The sequence below is a fragment of the Psychrobacter communis genome, assembly GCF_014836505.1.
Classification (GTDB): domain Bacteria; phylum Pseudomonadota; class Gammaproteobacteria; order Pseudomonadales; family Moraxellaceae; genus Psychrobacter; species Psychrobacter faecalis.
Map to the genome: position 1 here is coordinate 1 of NZ_JACSQR010000041.1, position 21,145 is coordinate 21,145.

A 21,145-nucleotide genomic window follows, 5' to 3' on the forward strand; every position below is an offset into this window, starting at 1 on the left:
CAATGAAGCAGAAAGAAAACGTCAAACCTATCTAATAGTCAATATTGGCTAGGTTTGAGTAAGATTTTTGGAACGGCTACTAATTGGCGTTTTACTTGGAGAGTATTTTCACAGAAATAAACGGATTGAAATTTACTCTCAAAAAGTGTTTGATAAAAGATTATCTGTTCATGAAGAGCTATATAAAATTTTTCTTGAAAGTAATGAGATGGTATCAGAAGCAATGACAAACTCAACTTTGAACGAAGTATAAAGAAAAAATTTAGTTGGCTCTGTAATACATTCTCTTTGTGCGTTCACGGACAAAAACAGATTCTATTTGAATGATTGTCTTATAGTTCAGGTTGTAACCGCATATATGGGGGCTGAAGACGTTTTAAGTTATGAGGATGAGCTAGGTGCCATATCGGTAAGATCAAAAGTCTATGAATCAGCTAAAATAACAAAGAAGATGATACTTGAGGAGGCTGGTGTTACTGAGGTATTTAAGCATTTCTCTACAATATCAAAATCCAAGCCTAATTCTGCTGTGATCAGGTATTTTAGAAGATTGAGAATTAATAAGATGACAATACAATACTAATAGGGTGCGTCCCATGCACCATTTTTAAGAAATAGCTATACTATCGGTGCGCTAGGCGCACCCTACAATTAAAGTAGAGATAAAAAAAGACCTTGCCACATCAAGCAACAAGGTTTTTTTACCTAAAATTTATTTTTAATTAGAACTTAAAAAGCAATCCAAGCGTCGTTGTTGCATCCGTACGCGAGTCAACCATTGGGCTGTCGTATTGTTCATTTGGCAGATAGCTTAAGCTTTGATTGGCAAATCCTGCCCAGCGCTCATTAAAGTCATAGTTGGCACTGATATTGATATAAGGGTTTAAGCTATTATTTGACTCATAAGCAGCGACGCCTGTCTTCTCTGACTCTTGCGCACTAACGCCATAATAATAGTTATTGTAGTCAGCATCATGATATTCAAAGCCAATGCTTGGATAGACGGTCAGCTTATCTTTAGTGATCTTAGCAAGATAGGTCAAACGCGCTGTATTACCACCACTTTTATCTAAAATGTCAGTCGCGACTTGCAGGCGAAAACCACCCACAGGCGTACGACGCAGATAGGATAGACCGGCAGCGGCTGAAGCCTTACGTTTATCTAGATCTTGCAGCGCGCCAGTGGCATCGTCAGGGTCGAACTCACTGCCATCGAGCTGAGCATAAGCGGCTAGCTGATTGGTACCATCATTGATGATGTACGCGCCCGCTTGCGCACCGCGTGCATAGATTCTGTTGTTATCATAAAACACACCCGGCAATACTTTTATGTCGGTGCTGTCTTCCAAATCATAAGCCGACTTGACCGCCATGACGTTGACGCCGACGCTTAAAATGGCATCTTTATCAGTCGGTAAGTTGTTTTTAAACAGGGCGGCATTAGAGATGCTGGCGACGCTAAATAGGGCAGTGGCGGTCAATGCGCTAAGGACAGTGCGCGTCAACGGTTTCGATAGCGCTGATGATTTAAACATGGTTTGCTCTCATAAGTGGGTGGGATAAACGGTAAAAAAAGCATTGATAAATAGAATAATAAATAAGTCTGGCATTTTACTCAATGGCGGCGAGCACTTGTAGTATTTGCTGATGGATATCTTGCCACCACCAGACAAAACCAATACTGATCAGCAGCATGACCAGCCACGGTAGCAATTGCCAAATAAGCGTCGATTTGGTCGCTGTTTGTTGTTCGTTAATTTTGCCGTGATTAAGGGCTGCTTGATTGGCATAGTTATCTAAGGGTAAGTTTACAGCAGAGTCGTGATTAAAACTGTTGTTATTATCAAAATTACCCTCATTATCAAAGCGAGGAGCGTGGTTAGAAGTAGGGATAGAAAAGTCAGTATCACTACTTGTTGGAGAATTGATATAAGTAGTCTGATAAATGTCTTGCGCTCGGCTAGGCATATTCTGTAGCGTAGCAGCCAAGCGCTGACGGTAGGCAATGGCAAACGCCAATGCAATCACCAATCCTGTGACCGCGCCGCCAATATGACCAGCATTATCAATACCCGGTACGGCAAAGCCATATACCAAATTGATGCCCATAATAATGATTAGGCTTTTCAGGTTGAGCACCATGCCATTGACTGATATTTTAAATAGCGCAGCTATCAATAGCGCGGCTCCGATACCCATGATACCGCCAGACGCGCCCGCCGATAGTCCGGGTTGTCCAGTGCCATCTAAGATGCCTTGCCACGTAATATGGTTGTTCAATAGGTTGCCACCGATTGCGGCAAGTAAAAATAACGCCAAAAACTTCGCTGAGCCAAACATCGGCTCAGCAATCTGGCCAAAAAAATACATGGCAAAACTATTAAACAATAAATGCATCAGACCGATATGCAAAAAGGCGCTGCTTGCCAAGCGCCATGGTTCATTATCCATGGTATAAGGCAAAGCATTGGCACCCCATTTTAGCAATGCTTCGGTCGATGGATTGTTGGCATCGACGCCGCTCAGCACCTGCATGATAAATAAGCCGATAAAGCTTATTAATAGCAAAGTGGTGACGGGCGCGGTTTTTAATAATTGTTGAATGGTCATAAACACAAACTATCAATAGTAAATGATGAGTAGAGTATAAAGGCTAGGGTTAAGGCGTGTCACCCATAAGTGGGTTATAGTCGATTCAACCTCAAAACGATATAGGGTTGCTAGAATAAATTTTTCGAAGCCTCTGGAGTGCGAAGCACACAGCAAGCAGGGAAAATTTATTCAAGCAGCAAGCTATTTTGGACATATCCTTTTCACACCGAACTGAATATATCAATATTTAATAAAGCTGGGCTGTTTAATAAGGACTGGCTTTTTAATAAGCATGAGTTTTAAGATTCTCATAAGTGCCTTTAACCAAAATGTCATCCGTCACTTGATTGATATCGGTATGACCACAAAACGCCATACTGATATCACACTCGTTATAAATAAGCTCTAGCGCACGGCGCACGCCATCTTCGCCATAAGCGCCAAGCCCATACAAAAACGCGCGACCAATCATCGTACCAGTAGCGCCTACAGCGAGTGCTTTGAGCACATCTTGACCAGAGCGAATACCACTATCGAGCCAAATCTCGATATTGCTATTTTCCGCTCGTACCGCTTGCACGATATCAGCGAGCGCGGCAATGGAAGACAACGCCCCATCAAGCTGACGGCCGCCATGGTTTGAAACCACCAACGCATCGGCACCGCTACGAGCAGCCATGATGGCGTCTTCAGGTTCCATGATACCTTTGATAATGAGCTTGCCGCCCCACATATCTTTAATGCGTGCGACGTCATCCCAGCTTAGCGCTGGGTCAAACTGTTCAGCCGTCCATGCCGAGAGCGATGATATATCCTCGACGTTTTTGGCATGGCCGACGATATTACCAAAGCTATGCCGTTTGGTGCCGAGCATATTCATGCACCATTGCGGCTTGGTCATGAGATTCAATATATTACCAAGGGTAGGTTTTGGCGGCGCAGATAGACCGTTTTTGATATCTTTATGGCGCTGTCCGAGCACTTGTAAATCCGCGGTTAAGATAAGCGCGGAACAATTGGCCGCCTTAGCGCGGCGAATTAGGTTTGCCATAAACTCTTGATCGCGCATCACATAGAGCTGAAACCAAAACGGCGCACTAGTGTTTTCTGCGACATCTTCGATAGAGCAGATACTCATGGTCGAAAGCGAGAAGGGCACGCCAAATTTCTCCGCTGCCCGTGCGGCGTGAATCTCACCATCGGCCCACATCATGCCAGTAAAGCCAGTTGGGGCGATAGCAACGGGCATTTTGACTTTTGAGCCTAGCATGTCAGTGGCAAGCGAGCGCCCTTCCATATTGACCAGAACCCGTTGGCGCAATTTAATACGGTCAAAGTCGGTTTCATTGTTGCGATAAGTAGTCTCAGTCCATGAGCCTGAATCGACATAATCATAAAACATCCGTGGTACTTTACGCTCGGCAACACGGCGCAAATCCTCAATTTCCGTTATTTTCTTTAAATCTTTCATAAGTTCCTCATTATTATCATTTTTTACGTTGTCTGTTTTATGACGCTGCTAATAATTGCTGCAAATCCAACACTGAAAAAGGATAGTTCAAGCGTTTTGATGGCGTCAATATCACAGGAATCGTAGTAGCAAACTCCATCATCAGCACCTCATCAAAATCAGCAATATCAACATACTGATAGCGTATCGGTTGCACCGCTTGAAATTGGCTAAGCAGCTGCTCAGCGATGTCACAAAGATGACAGCCAGTCGTTCCGAGTAGCCACCATTTATCCTGATTTTCAGCCGTACCAAGATTGGGATTGGCGGCAATCATGCGTGCCCGTAACATTGCTACTGTATTATTAGCCATATTTACACTCTTATTCTTATATCTATTTATCGCCAAGCGTTAGTTTTAAATTTTTAAAGAAAAGTATTCGTAGCACTTGGCAGTATTTACATAATAAAGAAATAGGGTAAATAATGACAGCGATTGTGAGATTAGGTAAGATGACCTGCTATTTATGATTAACGCGTTAGGGTTAACAGTTTATTATGTTGACTATTTTTTAACTACTTGGATATCGCTCGCATGGCAAGTTTTGGCACATTTCTCAAACGCTTATTACTGGCATTCATGTTGTTGGTGGTGGCTTTTCATATATTGGTCGCAGGTCTGCTACTGATTTGGAAAACTCAGCCGATTAATAATAGCATGTTTATGCTGACCCATCGTTTAACGGGCGGCACGGTCACGCAAACGTGGACTGAGTATGACGCCATTGCCAAATCTGCCAAACAAGCAGCGATTGTCAGTGAAGATTCGACCTTTAGCCAGCATAATGGCTTTGATATGAAAGGCATTAAGGCGGCACAGAAAAAGAACGAAGAAACGGGCAAAATGTCAGCGGGCGGCTCAACGATTACCCAGCAATTGGCCAAAAACTTATTTCTTACCTCGCATCGCTCTTATACCCGTAAAGCTGAAGAAGCGATTATCACAGTGATGATAGAAACCTTTTGGGATAAACAGCGCATTTTGACCGCTTATCTCAATGTCGCTGAGTTTGGCAATGGCATTTACGGTATCGAAGCCGCCGCCCAGCATTATTTTGATAAATCAGCGGCCAATCTAAACCGTGACGAATCGGCTTTACTCATCGCCATGTTGACCAATCCAAAATACTACGAAGGTCATCAAAGTGACAAACGCTTGCGCAACAAACAACGTATCATTAAAAAACGCATGAAAAATGCCGTCTTACCGCAATCCGCTTAGAAAACGATTGGCTTAGCATGTAATTAGCTTAAATTGTCGGTTGGCATTAAATAGCGTTCATAAAAAGTAAAAGATGACGGCATATCGATCACGTAAAGGATTAAAAAGGTGGCAGAGATGGTTAATAAGCAAAATAACGATCATGAAATTAACGATAGTATTGATGTTAGTACAAAAACGGATAGTGAACTCAGCACGAATCTGGTCAAAACAGAAGAAGAGCTAACAGCAAGCTCGAGCAAAGGATTGAGTGAAATAGACTGGCAGCGTTTCGACGATGGCAGCTATTCGCCGAGCAGCTATATCAATCGCGATTTGTCATTGTTGCAGTTTCATCTGCGGGTGCTGGCGCAGGCCGCCAGTCCGCGCCATCCTTTGTTAGAGCGCTTGTTTTTCCTCATTATATTCTCTTCCAACATGGATGAGTTTTTTGAGATTCGCGTCGCCGGTATCATGCAAAAACTCAATATGGGTGATGTCTCAACCAGCGCTCATGGTATGCGCCCAAGCGAGGTGCTCAGAGAAATATCTGCTGTCACTCATAAAGCCATCAGCGAGCAATACCGCATTTTAAATGAAGATATCCTGCCAGCCCTGGCTAAAGAAGATATTCGCTACTTAAAACGTGATGAGCTAACTCCTGAGCAATCGGCGTGGATGAAGCAGTATTTTACTGAGCAAGTCTCACCAGTCTTGACCCCGATTAGCATTGATCCGGCGCATCCGTTTCCGAGATTGGTAAATAAAAGCTTAAACTTTATCGCCACGCTAGAGGGCAAAGATGCCTTTGGTCGTGATATCAATCTCGCCATTGTACCAGCGCCACGCAGCTTACCACGTGTCATCCGCTTGCCGGATGAGCTGACGGGTGGTAAAGAGCATCATGTGATGCTATCGGCGGTGATTCATGAGCATATCGGTGAGTTGTTCCCGGGGATGAATGTCACTGGTTGTCATCAGTTTAGACTAACGCGCAATGCCGATTTGGATTTGGCAGAGGATGTCGATGATATTGCCAAGGCACTAGAGGGCGAACTTGAAAACCGCCGCTTTGGCGACAAGGTGCGTTTAGAGGTCACTACCGATTGCCCAGCGCCGATTAGCGATTATTTGCTCAATGAGTTTGAGCTACATGACAATCAACTTTACCGCGTCAATGGGCCGGTGAACTTAACGCGCTTGCTGTTTGATTTTAATATCCCAGCGCTACGCTATCAGCCTTTTACCCATGTCGTACCTAAGCCGTTCCGCCGTGAAGTCGATAAGCTCGATAAAGCGACCAGCATGTTTGCCGCGATGCGTAAGAGCGATGTCTTGGTGCACCATCCGTTTCATGCGTTTTCACCGATTATCAATCTATTATGGCAAGCAGCAAGTGATCCAAAAGTGCTCGCCATTAAGCAAACGCTATATCGTTCAGGCACCAATTCAGAAATCGTTAAAGCCTTAGCGGCGGCGGCGCGTAATGGTAAAGAAGTCACGGCGGTTATCGAGTTACGCGCCCGTTTTGATGAAGCCTCAAATATCGCGGTGGCTAATTATCTGCAAGAAGCAGGCGCGGTGGTGGTTTACGGTATCGTCGGTTACAAGACTCACGCCAAATTGATGCTTATCATTCGCCGTGAAAACGATAAAATTCGTCGTTATGTGCATCTCGGTACGGGCAACTATCATGCTGCCAATGCCAAAGTCTATACCGATTATGGTTTATTTAGCGCCGATCCTGATATCTCAGAAGACGTGCACAAAATCTTCCAAGAGCTAACAGGCATGGGTAAACCGGCCAATCTAAAAAAACTCCTACATGCGCCGTTTACCTTGCATGAAAAGCTCATGAGCTTTATCGATGATGAAATTGCTCAAGCCAAAGCAGGCAAACGCGCTCATATTATCATCAAGGTCAATGCGCTGACCGAGCGCCGACTGATTGATAAATTGTATGATGCGTCGCAGGCAGGCGTTAAGATTGAGCTGATTTTGCGCTCCATGTGCTGCCTGCGCCCGCAAGTAAAGGATTTGTCCGAAAATATCACCGTCCGTTCTGTGATTGGGCGCTTTTTGGAGCATACGCGCATTTATTACTTTTATAATGCTGGCGATGAGCGCTTGTATTGCGGCAGCGCCGACTGGATGGACCGCAACTTATTCCACCGCGTTGAGGTGGCGTTCCCAATCGAAGACAAAAAGCTATTCAAACAAATTTATCAAGATGGTTTAATCAACTATCTACACGACAATACTCAGGCTTGGACGCTTGATGGTAATGGCGTTTGGCAGCAATTACAACCAGCGGCAGATGAAACACCGCATATCGCACAAGAGCATTTATTAAAGGTCATCAACGGCGTTGGCGAGACAACTTAGACTAGTTCTTAACAACCTTTTTAGATTCAATAAGCATTGAAAAATCCAAATAAAAACCAAGCATCTGTATTTATCGGATCTTGGTTTTTTTATTTAACAGCGCTTATAAAGTTGCGGAATAAATTACTAAAAAGTAGCGCACTAATGAAAAGCAAGTTACAAACTGTCGGCTAACCTCACATTTATTCACACATTGATACGGCAGTACACTGGTGAGCAGTCAAAAATTATTCTTATAATTAAGTTATACCTTGTCTCTGATAGCTGATAGACAGCAGTCTATATATCAATAATTTATAAAGAGCGAGCAAGGATAAGCTAATTATAGCTAGTACAATTTTATTATAAATAAATTACAAATAAGAGGAATTGCACCATGAGTAATACCAATAATGACACATCTGATGTAAAAAAAGCGGCAGAACAAGCAGATAGCCAACAAATCGAAAAAAACCTAACCGATAACAAGCAAGTCGATAAACCTGAAAATCTAAGCGAAGAGCAAAAAACGCCTTTTATCGAAGATGATTTGCGGACTGATAAATAATAAAACTAATCTGCTGCTCTACACCAAACGCGAGGGACACGCCATGAAAGACTTTACCCAACCTAATGATGAAGAACCGGTACTAATTGATGATCCAGCGGCATTAAAGCCAAAAAATCCTAAAGACAGTTACAAAGGTCGAAAGTACGAGCCGGATATTGATGGACCTAAGCAAGCATCACAGGAAACCGATGAAGTATATGTAGACCCACGTAAAGAAGAGGATTTGCCACCTGGTGGTAAAAACGTTGCTGATTTAAACGCTTATGACTTGTCTCAAAAGAATAATGAGTAAACGTGAGAACGATAAGCGAATTTACCATAACGATAAAAATAATAATTTAAAAAACAATAAGGACATTATGATGCAAGCCAAAGATATGCCAACCAAAGATCCTGAATTAACCAAAACTCGTATTCAGGAGACTGATATTCGAGAAACCGCTATTACAGAGAATGAGGTTCATTCATCTGTTGCTCATGATGAAATCGAAGACAATACTAGAGTCAATAAAGGAACCGATACCTTTAAAGAAGGTGTGATAGAAACAGAGCATGTAAACAAAAATGACAATCCTGCGCGTCAGCCAGATCGCCGCGATCAAGAAGGTAATGCTTTCGACGAAGGGATAAATGAGCATACCACCATGCCTGAAGCGGCCAAAAGCACCGATATAAACGATTTAAATCGCTATGCCAATGTCGATAATGCGCAAACACGCGTACTAAATCCTGACGAAAAAGATTTCTAATAGTTAAGGTTGAAGGTGTTTAGCGTGGCTAAGAGTGCTAGCAAATATAGATAGCTATTTTTTATATGCTTATAATTATAAAGAGAAGGCCTATGACTATACAAAACGACAAGAACGTTAATGCTACGGACGTTAATGATAAGGATGTTGATGTGAATCAGCAAAAGCTGAATCATCCAGAAAATAACTCTAATCTAAAAGATGCCGATGACAATAATGGTATTGTACCTGACGATGCCCTGCAAAAGGTCAATCCGGCAGAAGCAGAACGGTTGACGGATGACCACGATCCCCATCATGTGGTAAAAAATCACAAACAATATGATACTTCGATAACCGAAAGCGATAAATAATGGCTTTCAAAACAATAAAAGATTGAATGAAATAAGAAACGGATAATTTATAGTGGCGCTTTAAGTAAAATTTATAGTGTCGCTTTAAGTAGTAAGATTTAAAAAGGTTTAACCCTTAGCAAGAATTTATACGCTAACGGTTAAACCTTTTTTATTTCAGGTGAAAATTAATAAGATGATTAGATAATTAAGCAGGGTTACCACTATGAAAGCGTAGCTCGGTATCTGGACTTGATATCAGCTCTGCTTCAACTTCTTTAAAAAAGGCGACACGTTCGTCAATATTATCTTCAGCTAAAGACTGCGCCAATGCCAAATAATCTTCAAAATGGCGACTTTCTGATTTAAGTAAGTAGCGATAGTACTTCGCCAATCGTTCATCATTAATGACTTCTGCCAATGTGGCAAAACGCTCGCAAGAACGTGCCTCGATAAATGCCCCAATAATTAAGACATCTACCATCGCCGCTGGCTCGTAGGTACGTTTATGCTTGAGCATGCCTTTGGCATAACGTCCAGCGCTCAGATATTTCCATGCTTGCCCGCGCTCATTCATGATGCCGAGCACTTGCTCATAATGCAGCATCTCCTCGCGTATCAATTGTGCCAATTTGCGCTGTAAGTCATAAGAAAACTCATAACGAAAGATTAAATTCATCGCCGTACCAGCCGCTTTTTTTTCGCAGTTGGCATGGTCTTGAATGATTAACGGCAAATCCGCAAGGGCAGCATCGACCCAAGCCTGCGTGGTACGTGCGCCTAAAAATTCATAAATAGGCGATAGGTCTACTTTTAGTGGCGTTCTTAATTGCGCGATATCGACACTGTCTTCTTGAGTGCTGTCTTGGTCAGCGTCATTATTTTGAGTTAGCGTTGCAAGATTTTGGGTAGTAATAGTCATAGTTTTTCGGACTTTTTAAAGAGTAGATGTAAGGCAGTATTTATTAAACAATAATAAAAAGGCTTAAGAGTGAGAGCTATTATAACGACTATAACGGCAAATATTTTTAATGGCGCTTGGCATTTCTGGCATGATAGATAATCAGGTAAGCTTGGTACTTTTAAATGCTTTGGCTTAACAGATAACTATTAAGCATAATTTGATGTAGTAATGATTACTCAAGGTTTATACATCATTTCAATTCTAGCGCTTAAGCAGACTATTTACCGCACCTAAAGCCATGTGGCTTATAGGGTATCATTTATAGACAGCCTAAGTATTTACTTAGTGAATGGTCTTTCCTTGTTTATTTCATTATTTGATAGTAGGATGAGATTTTGCTTTTAGAATATCTTGTCTTACTATTATTATCAGTTAATAGCTAGTCAAACGGTATTATATCAACTATCCATGCTAGCGCAAAAAGTAACGCTTAGCGCCTTAGCATTGGCTTTGCACTGCACTAAATAGTAGCAATATAGATAATAGCAATCCGCGATTAACACACTTCACGAACAGATAAGGATAACAATATGAGCCAGTCTTCTAACGCCAATCGTATTCAAAAAGGCATTCTTGCCATCGATAAGCAGATGTTCGATTTTATTGAAAACGAAGTGCTGCCGAAAGTCGGTGTTGATTCAGACAGCTATTGGTCAGGTTTTGAAAAGGTTATTAAAGAATTTACGCCGCGCAATAAAGAGCTACTCGCGACCCGTACCAAAATTCAGAAGCAAATTGACCAGTGGCATCTCGACAATCCTGCCAAAAATGGCGATATTGATTACCCAGCTTATAAAGCGTTTTTACAAGAAATCGGCTACTTATTACCAGAAGGTGATGATTTCAAAGTCAGCACCCAAAACGTCGACGACGAGATTGCCCATATCGCAGGCCCGCAGTTAGTGGTACCAGTCCGTAACGCGCGCTATGCATTGAACGCAACTAACGCTCGTTGGGGCAGCTTGTACGACGCCTTGTACGGCACAGACGTCATCAGCGATGAAAATGGTCAAGAAGCCAAAGGTGGCTATAACCCAACGCGCGGCGCCGCTGTCGTCGCCTATGCCAAAAAATTCTTAGATGAAAACTTTGCATTAGCATCAGGCTCATACACTGATGCAACTGGTTTTAAAGTTGTCGATGGCAAGCTTGAAGTTGTACAAGGCGACAGCAGCACTGAATTAAAAGATGCCGCTCAGTTTGCAGGTTTTGTCGGCGAGGCTGAAAGCCCAACTGGTATTTTGTTAAAAAACAACAACCTACATGCTGAAATCCAAATCGATGGCAGCCATCCAGTGGGTAAAGACGACCCAGCTAACATTAAAGACGTATTACTTGAATCTGCTATCACGGCCATTCAAGATTGCGAAGACTCAATCGCTGCCGTTGATGCCGAAGAAAAAGTAGAAGTGTATCGTAACTGGTTTGGTTTGATGAATGGCGACTTGCAAGAAACCTTTGAAAAAGGTGGTAAAACTCGTACGCGTAAACAAAACCCAGACCGCGAATACACCACGCCAGATGGCGGCGCACTTATCTTACCAGGTCGCTCGCTACTATTGATTCGTAACGTTGGTCACTTAATGCAAAACCCGGCTATCTTGGTTGATTTGGGTAACGGTCAAGAAGAGATTTTTGAAGGCTTAATGGATGGTTTGATTACTCCGCTATTGTCTTTAAATGATTTAAAGGGTAAAAATGAGCTATCAAACTCGCGCAAGGGCTCGATGTATATCGTTAAGCCAAAAATGCACAGCCCTGATGAAGTCAAAATGGCGAACGATTTGTTTAACGCTGCTGAAGACTTATTAGGCTTAGAGCGTAATACCATAAAAATTGGTGTGATGGATGAAGAGCGCCGCATGACGGTTAACCTCAAAGAAGCCATTCGCCAAGCAAAAGAGCGCGTTATCTTTATCAATACGGGCTTTTTAGACCGTACGGGTGATGAGATGCACACCAGTATGAACGCTGGGCCCTTTGTCCGTAAAGGCGATATGAAATCGCAAGCATGGCAGCCAGCTTATGAGCAGTGGAACGTCGATATCGGTTTAGAGACCGGTCTACAAGGCCACGCTCAAATTGGTAAAGGCATGTGGGCGAAGCCTGACGAGATGAAAGAGATGATGGAAAGCAAAATCACCCATCCACAAGCAGGCGCTAGCACAGCTTGGGTACCATCACCAACGGGCGCTACTTTGCACAGCATGCATTACCATGAGGTCAATGTTGCCGACGTGCAAGACAGCTTAAAATCCCGTGAGCGTGCCAGCTTAGATGATATCTTGACCATTCCATTGGCTAAAGATAGCAACTGGACAGAAGAAGAGAAGCAGCAAGAGCTTGATAATAACGCTCAGGGTATCCTAGGTTATGTTGTACGCTGGGTAAACCAAGGTGTTGGCTGCTCTAAAGTGCCAGATATCAATGATGTAGGTCTAATGGAAGACCGTGCAACCTTGCGTATCTCAAGTCAGCATATCGCCAACTGGTTACATCACGGCGTGGTAAGCGAAGAGCAAGTCATGGATACCATGAAGCGCATGGCAAAAGTCGTCGATGAGCAAAATGCGGGCGATAATGGCTATCAGCCAATGGCCAATAACTTCGATAATTCTTACGCCTTTAAAGCTGCCTGCGATTTGGTCTTTAAAGGTCGTGAGCAGCCAAGTGGTTACACTGAGCCATTATTGCATCAAGCGCGTTTAGACTTAAAAGCCAATACGCATTGCTAGTTCGTTATTTTTAAACGTTATTTTGGGGCTACTTACCCATAGTTCAGTAGTCCTTTAATACTTAGTATTGCTCAAGCATACTTAAAGCAATATTTTTACGTCGATTATTTATAGAAGTTACCCCTATTTGCCAATGGCAAGTAGGGGTGTTTTTTTGTTTTTATCTAAATAATCGTTAAACCTTAGATTAAATATGGGTTTTAGAATTTTTCGTCATGAAAGACTTAAAAATATGTTGCAAATTATGTCAAAGTTGTTATGCTTGTAATCGAAGTATGAGTTTGGTAACGGATGTTACGCAACAGAGCGATAAAGACCAGCATTTACATGGCAGTTACGATTCTAATCCCAGTTATGTAAGTCATGGTTTTTTTCATCTTACGGTAATAGCACTTCGCCACACTTGTTTCTGACTAATCTCGGTAGCCAGTTACACATTATATCTTTGAGGATTTGTGACGATACCATATTGGGCACTGGCTAATAATAGCTCGCTCATTACTAAAATTGTAAAGTGGAGATACCCCATGAAAAAACTACTTTTAGCTACAGCAATCGCTGCCCTATCTGTATCTGCAGCTAATGCCGCACCAACTCTATATGGTAAAGCTTTTTTAGCTGCTGATTATGTTAATGCTGAGTTTGACGCCAATAACTATGATGAAGATACCATAGAAATCAACTCTCATGCTTCACGTATTGGTATCAAAGGCTCTGAAGCCATGACTGCTAATACTGATGTTATCTATCAGTTAGAGTACGGCACAAGCGTTGATGGTGATAAAGATGGTTTCACTAACCGTGACACCTATCTTGGTGTTGTCAACAAACAGTTTGGTGAATTCCGTGTTGGTAAAAACCAATCTACGTTAGACAGAATTAACAACGTTATCACTGCTGACAGCGGCTACTGGGATAACTTAGGTAATAATAAATTTGAAAATAACGTTGTTGAAGCGTTAAATATGGCTGATAGCAGACGTGTTAATAGTTCAATCATTTGGACTGCACCAAAATACGATGGTCTACCATTAGAAATCTCTGCAATGTACAACTCTGATGATCAGAATAACAATGATAATTCTGGCTTTGGCGTTGCAGCTATGTTTGATCAAGGCACAGGCTTCACTGCTGGTGTTGCTTATGATAAAGATACCAACATCGTTGGTGATATCATTCGTGGTACCGCAACTGTAGATCTAGGTAAATTCATGGCAGCTCCTGTTACTTTAGGTGCGCTATATCAAGTAGCTGATTTTGATTACGCTCGTGATACTAAGAAAGAAAAAGGTCTAATCGTTAGTGCGGCAATGCCTTTAGCTAACTTTGCTCGTCCAGCTTCTATCTATGCACAGTACAACAAAACTGACAATTTAAACGGTTGGGATAATGCTGATTCAGACCAGATCGTAGTTGGTGGTAAATACTTCTTTAAAGACAACATGATCATGCATGCTTACGCTGGTGTGAACAACGCTGACAATGTTAGATCTGTGAATATCGACGGTGATAACGTAACTTATGGCCCTTATGGCGATGCGGAAGTATTCGTAGTAGGTACTGGTCTAGAATACAAATTCTAATCTAAACATTAGAATCTGACTCTAAAAAACTCATCCTTCGGGGTGAGTTTTTTTGTTGTGACCTTTTTAAAGCTGCAGTGGGTTATAATAGCTACGTATTTACGATGATTACGCACTTAAGGTGATTAAGCGCTAAAATGGAGTGTTTTAAAGAGTTTGTGCTTTTGCCCTATATTTTGTAGCGTATTTTTAGTAAAATCCTTCTTTACCAATTACCGACAGAGTACTATGACCAAGTTTATATTTGTGACCGGTGGGGTAGTGTCCTCACTAGGAAAAGGTATTACCGCAGCCTCTCTTGCCGCAGTGCTTGAAGCACGCGGCGTGAGCGTGACGATGACCAAAATGGATCCGTATATCAACGTCGATCCAGGTACGATGAGCCCATTTCAACATGGCGAAGTGTTCGTCACCGAAGATGGCGCTGAGACCGATTTGGATTTAGGCTACTATGAGCGCTTTTTACGCCATTCAAAGATGAGTAAGAGCAATAACTTTACCAGTGGCCGTATCTATCAGAACGTTTTGAATAAAGAGCGCCGCGGTGAATATTTAGGCGGTACGGTACAGGTGATTCCGCATATCACTGATGAAATCAAAAGTAAAATCCTTGCCAGTGGCGAAGGCTATGACATCGCCATTATCGAAATTGGCGGTACGGTCGGTGATATCGAGTCACTTCCCTTTATGGAAGCGGTACGCCAAATGCAAGTAGAGCTAGGTCGCAATCGCGCCATGCTGATGCACTTAACGCTGGTGCCTTATATCGCCAGTGCGGGCGAAACCAAAACTAAGCCTACTCAGCATTCAGTAAAAGAGCTACGTTCTATCGGTCTGCAGCCAGATATCTTGATCTGCCGCTCTGATCACCATATCTCACAAGACAATCGCCGCAAGATTGCGTTATTTACCAACGTCGAAGAGCGTGCGGTGATCATGTGTGAAGATGCGCAAAGTATTTATCAAATCCCGCGTACCCTGCATGAGCAAGATCTTGATGATTTAATCTGTGAGCGCTTTGGTCTTGATGTACCAGAAGCGGATTTAAGCGATTGGGATAAAGTGGTCGAAGCACAGCTCAATCCTGAAGCGGCAGTGACGGTTGCGATGGTAGGTAAGTATGTTGAATTGCCAGATGCTTATAAGTCTATCAACGAAGCTTTGCTACACGCTGGTATCACTCATAAAGCCGACGTCAAAATCGACTATATCGACGCTGAGCTGTTAGAAACCGATGATGCTTTATTTGCTCGTCTTAACGATGCCGATGCTATTTTAGTACCGGGCGGTTTTGGTGAGCGCGGTACCAATGGCAAAATGAAAGCCATTACTTACGCGCGCGAAAATAACGTACCTTATCTTGGTATCTGCCTTGGTATGCAGCTGGCGGTGATTGAATATGCACGTAATGTGCTACATATCGATGCCAATTCCTCTGAGTTCCATCGTACCGCGGCCGAGCCTATCATCGGTTTGATTACCGAGTGGTTGGATGAGCGCGGCGAATTGCAGATTCGTAGCGATGATTCAGACCTCGGTGGCACCATGCGTTTAGGCGCGCAGCAAGCGGAACTGGTGGCTGGTAGTAAGCTTGCGCAAATCTATGGTTCAACCAATATCACTGAGCGTCATCGCCATCGTTATGAGATGAATAATCGCTATATCGAGCCATTAGAGCAAGCAGGTATGACGATATCAGGCTATTCTGCCAAGCAGCATTTGGTTGAGTCGGTTGAGATTCCTAACCATCCTTGGTTTATCGCCGTACAGTTCCATCCTGAATTTACCAGCTCGCCACGCGGTGGTCATCCACTGTTTAACAGCTTCGTTAAAGCAGCAAGAAACTATAGCGATAATAAATAGTCGTTATCGCACAGCAGCTTAATAACTATAAAAAGACTGATCTTCGGATGGGTCTTTTTTTTGGCTTTAATTCAGACTTTTCTAATGACATTTTTTATAGGTACAGCTTTTATATCAGGCAGTTAAAATTATCAATTACGCTTGGATACTTTTTTTCATTGAGCTATCGGTTACAATAGGAAAAGTCAGATGAATAAACGTTGTTGATAACGACAGTAAATAACAATAATGAGGGTCAGCACTTCATGGAACATTTATTAACCGCACAATCACATATCAAGCTCGATACGCCAAGTGGCAAGACGATTAATATCGGTAACGACCAGCCGTTTGTCTTATTCGGTGGTATGAATGTTTTAGAGTCCAAAGAATTGGCGTTTGAGATTGCCGAGCAGTATGTGGATATCTGTCAGCGTTTGGGCATTGGCTATGTCTTTAAAGCCAGCTTTGATAAAGCCAACCGTTCAAGCTTACATTCATATCGCGGGCCGGGTCTAGAGCAGGGTATCGATTGGCTAGGGCAAATTAAAGAAAAGTTCCAAGTGCCGATTATCACTGACGTCCATGAACCGTATCAAGCAGCGCCGGTCGCTGAAGTGGCCGACATTATCCAGCTACCAGCGTTTTTATCGCGTCAGACTGACTTGGTGCACGCGATGGCAAAAACTGATGCGATTATTAATATCAAAAAGGCACAGTTTTTAGCACCGCACGAAATGCGTCATATTGTCAATAAATGCCTTGAGGGCGGTAACGATAAGCTGATTTTGTGTGAGCGCGGTAGTGCCTTTGGCTATAACAATTTGGTCGTCGATATGCTAGGTTTTGATACCATGAAGCAGATGAATATCCCCGTGTTTTTTGATGTGACGCACAGTTTGCAGCAGCCGGGAGCGCGTAGTGACAGTGCTGGTGGTCGCCGTGAGCAAATCACCACCCTTGCTCGTGCAGGTATGGCGACAGGTTTGGCAGGTTTGTTTTTAGAGGCGCATCCAAACCCAGAAGTGGCAAAATGCGATGGCCCGTGTGCGTTGCGAACCAGTCAGTTAGAGCCGTTTTTGCGTCAACTTAAGCAGATCGATGAGTTGGTCAAAGGTTTTGAGGTATTGGATACGCATTAATGCTATAAACGATAAGGGGATAAGATCATGGCGATTAAAGTTGCACAAGTAAGTATTGAGAATATCGATGATACCGAAGGGTTTGAGAGCGTGATGACGGCGCTAAAAAATATTACCGGTGTCACAGAAATTGAGCTACAGCCTGAAAACAGAATGGCATTTATCCATTATGATGATACCAAAACGACGGTGCATGCATTTGTTGCAGCAATTAGCATGGTTGATTACGTGACTCAACCGTTTCCTATCGATGCCCCGCAAAACCCGCGTTATCATGATTAACGTTTAGTGAGTGACTATTTACTGCGGTATTTTTAACGCTTGATAGTTTCATAAGCCATGTTTATACAAATTTCGTTTTTATAAAAATATTTGAAGCAACAACGCTTTAATAAACTTACAACCAAACGGACTTGTTGTTAACAGTAATACGGCTTATGCTAGTTGCATGCTGTATTGGTAATTAAGCGCATAAAGAGCATTATCAAAACAGTTTTTGCACATTATAAAAAATTCACTAATAAAAAATCCGTTATAAGAATAAGGAGCCTCTCATGGCAAACCAAACTAGAATTATTAATATCGATGGCATGACTTGTGGTGGTTGTGTGGCAAGCGTACATAAAGCGACTGACGGCATAGACGGCGTAGAGACAATCTCTGTTGATTTGGCTGATAATTTAGCGACCGTGACCTTTGATGACACTAAGACCACTATCGAGGAGATAGCAACTGCTATCGATGATGCAGGTTTCGATGCCACCGTTGCTAACTCTTAAGATTATTTGTATTTATAAAAGAACCGGCTCTCATGGCTGGTTTTTTTAATGGCTAAAAAATAACGAGGCAGCAATAACTAATGTCTTTTCATTTATACGCCAATAGCTCTTGATGAGTTGCAAGCATAGAAAAAGTTGAATTACCGCCAATCATAACCATTTAGTATTTATCATCAGTAGGTTTAGAAAAGGGCTATTCAAATACGCTTTCGTCTAACACCTTTATCAAGCTATTGAGCTTTTTTTCCGCGCAAACGAATGCCTAAATATCTAAACGCTATCACGCGCTTTAACGCAATAACGAGTTCTCTCTATGAATGACGCTACCCGTACCGCTAACAATGACCCCTATGAAGTTGAGACTGATATCCAGTCAAATACGCCGCTTGCGCCCAAGCGTGCGCACCTGCAACTGGCGATTGAGGGAATGACATGTCAGGCTTGTGCGTCTCGCATTGAAAAAGTCCTTAATAAGAAGCCGGCGGTCTATGAAGTCAATGTTAACTTCGCTGGCGAGACGGCTAACGTCGATTATGATCCAACGCAAACCACACCTGAGCAGGTAACAGAATGGGTGAATAAAACTGGTTTTGTGGCCAATTTGCAGGCCGCTGATAGTTTGTTTGCTAAGTCGGATGAAGATACCGCAACTGTTTATCCATGGCGCCTGATTGCGCTGTGGGTTTGTTTGCTACCGTTCTTGGTTGGTATGGCAGGCATGCTCGTTGGGCAAGGTATGGCGTGGATGCCGCCTGTTTGGATTCAGTTTATCTTAGCGACCATTGTCCAATTTGGGCTGGCATTGCCATTTTACAAAAGCGCGTGGGCGTCTATCAAAGGTGGTCTTGCCAATATGGACGTATTGGTGGTCATTGGCACGGTAACCATTTGGGCGTATTCTACTTATTTATGGCTGACCCATGGCGATGGCACGTTAAGCAGCTTATTACAAAGTGGGCATGCAGGCGGACACGGACCAGCCGTTTACTTTGAAGCAGGAGTGATGGTTATTGCTTTTGTGCGTACAGGTAAATATCTTGAGGAGCGTACCAAAAAGCATAGCTTAAACAGTATTGATTTATTATTATCCCTAACACCTGATGAGGTTGAGCAGCAACAGCCAAATGGTGATTTTCATAATGTCGCGCTACAAGCGGTGCAAGTAGGCGATATCCTGCGTGCCAAACAAGGCAGCCGTGTGGCAACCGATGGTGTCGTTATCAGCGGTGCTGGCTGGTGCGTTGAGAGTCATTTAACCGGCGAGTCCGTACCGCTTAAAAAAGAAGCAGGTGATGTACTGCTAGCAGGGGCGTTGGTCGAAAATGGCAGCTTACTCTATCGCGTCAGTGCGAAAGGCAGCGATACCAAGCTCGGTGATATGGTACAAGCGCTCAGCGATGCACAAGGCTCAAAGGCCAATTTAGCGCGCCTTGCTGATAGAGTAACGGCTATTTTTGTCCCTGTGGTAGTAACGATTGCCTTGGTTACTTTTGGGCTGACGTGGTGGCTAACGGGTATGGTTGATACTGCCTTAATGCATGCGGTGTCGGTGTTGGTCATTGCTTGCCCATGTGCGCTTGGGTTGGCAACGCCAGCGGCTATTATGGCCGGTATGGGTGTCGCCGCCCGTCATGGCGTTTGGTTCAAAGACGCGCAAAGCTTAGAGGCGGCAGGTAATATTGATACCGTGGTACTCGATAAAACGGGCACATTAACTATCGGTAAGCCAACCATCGTCGATCAGGTCATGGTGGATAAATCGCTTGCCGTCGATGATGTGCTGCAAATTGCCGCAAGTGTTGAGGCGCACGCCAGCCATCCATTAGCGACGGCGTTGATTAACGCGGCTAGCGAGCGTAACTTACCACTGATGACTGTCACGGATATCAGTGTCATCAAAGGTGCGGGTATACAAGCCAATATCGAAGGCTTAGGTGTGGTAAAAGTTGGTACGGCAGAGTTTGCTAATCTAACCCTGCCAAAACTGATGCCAAAAGTATGGCAAATTGCCAGTACTGTCGCCATTAGTATCAACGATGAGCCGCTAGGCGCGTTTGCCTTAGCTGACGATTTAAAAGACGACACGCCGCAGGCAATTACTGCGCTACAAGATGCGGGTATCAATGTTATATTAATGAGTGGGGATAAGCAGTCGGTTGTTGACCATGTGGCAGGGCAGTTGGGTATTGAGCAAGCGTACGGTAAAATGAGCCCACGTGATAAGGCGAGCCAAATTGCCCTATTGCAAACAGCGGGTCACAAAGTGGCGATGGCGGGCGACGGCGTCAATGATGCGCCAGCAATGGCAACCGCCGATGCCAGCTTTGCGATGTTTGAGGGTACGGATGTCGCCCAGCATAGTGCCTCTGCACGCTTGATGGGTGAGTCGCTCATGCATATTGATGCGGCGCAAAAAATTGCCAATGCAACGGTGCGCAATATCAAGCAAAATTTATTCTTTGCTTTTATCTATAATTGCCTAGGTATTCCGCTTGCCGCTTTTGGTTTTTTAAATCCTATGATTGCCGCTGCAGCAATGGCGCTGAGCTCTATTTCGGTATTGATGAATGCGCTACGTCTGACGCGTTTCAAAACCGAGGTTGAGCTAAATAACACCGTCTCTAATACTCAGACTGACAGTAAGCGTTTAACAAAAACATAAATGCCAAACCGCCTGTCATATCGTCGCTGTTAAGAGGGATTGCACCGTTCCAAAAATCTTACTCAAACCTAGCCAATATTGACTATTAGATAGGTTTGACGTTTTCTTTCTGCTTCATT

General features: G+C 43.3%; 18 protein-coding genes. 13 read left to right on the top strand and 5 right to left on the bottom strand.

The features are described from left to right. Positions 1-722: 722 nt before the first annotated feature. From H9653_RS11090 to H9653_RS11105, 4 genes are all read right to left on the bottom strand, one after another. Entirely contained in the window at positions 723-1,535 is an 813-nt protein-coding gene (locus tag H9653_RS11090; RefSeq protein WP_191692414.1) for a MipA/OmpV family protein, read from the bottom strand. Between the two features lie 76 nt (positions 1,536-1,611). After that, positions 1,612-2,610: a rhomboid family intramembrane serine protease gene (locus H9653_RS11095; protein ID WP_191692415.1), complete on the bottom strand. Its 999-nt coding sequence runs from the start codon at positions 2,608-2,610 to the stop codon at positions 1,612-1,614. A 265-nt stretch (positions 2,611-2,875) separates the two neighbouring features. Next, positions 2,876-4,063 (bottom strand): alpha-hydroxy acid oxidase, encoded by a 1,188-nt coding sequence (locus H9653_RS11100; protein WP_191692416.1) that lies wholly within the window; start codon positions 4,061-4,063, stop codon positions 2,876-2,878. Positions 4,064-4,100: 37 nt separating this feature from the next. After that, on the bottom strand, positions 4,101-4,415 hold the full coding sequence (locus H9653_RS11105) for a glutaredoxin family protein (RefSeq protein ID WP_102077664.1): 315 nt from the start codon (positions 4,413-4,415) through the stop codon (positions 4,101-4,103). A gap of 222 nt (positions 4,416-4,637) precedes the next feature. On the opposite strand from H9653_RS11105, the gene mtgA reads away from it, so the two are divergent. From mtgA to H9653_RS11135, 6 genes are all read left to right on the top strand, one after another. Continuing rightward, a complete protein-coding gene (mtgA, locus tag H9653_RS11110; protein WP_191692417.1) occupies positions 4,638-5,324 on the top strand; it encodes a monofunctional biosynthetic peptidoglycan transglycosylase in 687 nt (228 codons plus the stop codon). A 117-nt stretch (positions 5,325-5,441) separates the two neighbouring features. Beyond that, complete coding sequence (gene ppk1 / locus H9653_RS11115; RefSeq protein ID WP_225211740.1) at positions 5,442-7,688, top strand: polyphosphate kinase 1; 2,247 nt, start codon at positions 5,442-5,444, stop codon at positions 7,686-7,688. Between the two features lie 376 nt (positions 7,689-8,064). Next, positions 8,065-8,235, top strand: coding sequence for a hypothetical protein (locus H9653_RS11120; RefSeq protein ID WP_180952588.1), 171 nt, complete (start codon positions 8,065-8,067; stop codon positions 8,233-8,235). Between the two features lie 43 nt (positions 8,236-8,278). After that, the gene (locus tag H9653_RS11125) at positions 8,279-8,530 is read left to right on the top strand and encodes a hypothetical protein (protein ID WP_191692418.1); all 252 of its coding nucleotides are present in this window, start codon (positions 8,279-8,281) and stop codon (positions 8,528-8,530) included. A 67-nt stretch (positions 8,531-8,597) separates the two neighbouring features. Then, positions 8,598-8,987 (top strand): hypothetical protein, encoded by a 390-nt coding sequence (locus tag H9653_RS11130; RefSeq protein WP_225211738.1) that lies wholly within the window; start codon positions 8,598-8,600, stop codon positions 8,985-8,987. Positions 8,988-9,079: 92 nt separating this feature from the next. Further along, positions 9,080-9,340 carry a hypothetical protein gene (locus tag H9653_RS11135; RefSeq protein WP_191692419.1) on the top strand — a complete coding sequence of 87 codons (261 nt, stop codon included), beginning with the start codon at positions 9,080-9,082 and terminating at the stop codon, positions 9,338-9,340. A gap of 187 nt (positions 9,341-9,527) precedes the next feature. Here the strand turns inward: H9653_RS11135 and miaE are convergent, their stop codons facing one another. Then, positions 9,528-10,241, bottom strand: coding sequence for a tRNA-(ms[2]io[6]A)-hydroxylase (gene miaE, locus H9653_RS11140; protein WP_225211739.1), 714 nt, complete (start codon positions 10,239-10,241; stop codon positions 9,528-9,530). Positions 10,242-10,813: 572 nt separating this feature from the next. On the opposite strand from miaE, the gene H9653_RS11145 reads away from it, so the two are divergent. From H9653_RS11145 to H9653_RS11175, 7 genes are all read left to right on the top strand, one after another. Beyond that, positions 10,814-13,018, top strand: a complete 2,205-nt coding sequence (locus H9653_RS11145) for a malate synthase G (RefSeq protein ID WP_191692420.1) — start codon at positions 10,814-10,816, stop codon at positions 13,016-13,018. Between the two features lie 527 nt (positions 13,019-13,545). Beyond that, on the top strand, positions 13,546-14,601 hold the full coding sequence (locus H9653_RS11150) for a porin (RefSeq protein WP_191692421.1): 1,056 nt from the start codon (positions 13,546-13,548) through the stop codon (positions 14,599-14,601). A gap of 228 nt (positions 14,602-14,829) precedes the next feature. Continuing rightward, the gene (locus H9653_RS11155) at positions 14,830-16,464 is read left to right on the top strand and encodes a CTP synthase (protein WP_191692422.1); all 1,635 of its coding nucleotides are present in this window, start codon (positions 14,830-14,832) and stop codon (positions 16,462-16,464) included. A 245-nt stretch (positions 16,465-16,709) separates the two neighbouring features. Then, positions 16,710-17,585, top strand: coding sequence for a 3-deoxy-8-phosphooctulonate synthase (gene kdsA / locus H9653_RS11160; protein WP_068407128.1), 876 nt, complete (start codon positions 16,710-16,712; stop codon positions 17,583-17,585). Between the two features lie 27 nt (positions 17,586-17,612). Further along, the gene (locus tag H9653_RS11165) at positions 17,613-17,867 is read left to right on the top strand and encodes a hypothetical protein (protein WP_068407125.1); all 255 of its coding nucleotides are present in this window, start codon (positions 17,613-17,615) and stop codon (positions 17,865-17,867) included. 272 nt (positions 17,868-18,139) lie between these two features. After that, complete coding sequence (locus tag H9653_RS11170; protein WP_068407122.1) at positions 18,140-18,364, top strand: heavy-metal-associated domain-containing protein; 225 nt, start codon at positions 18,140-18,142, stop codon at positions 18,362-18,364. A 313-nt stretch (positions 18,365-18,677) separates the two neighbouring features. Next, entirely contained in the window at positions 18,678-21,026 is a 2,349-nt protein-coding gene (locus H9653_RS11175; RefSeq protein WP_191692423.1) for a heavy metal translocating P-type ATPase, read from the top strand. Positions 21,027-21,145: the final 119 nt, after the last annotated feature.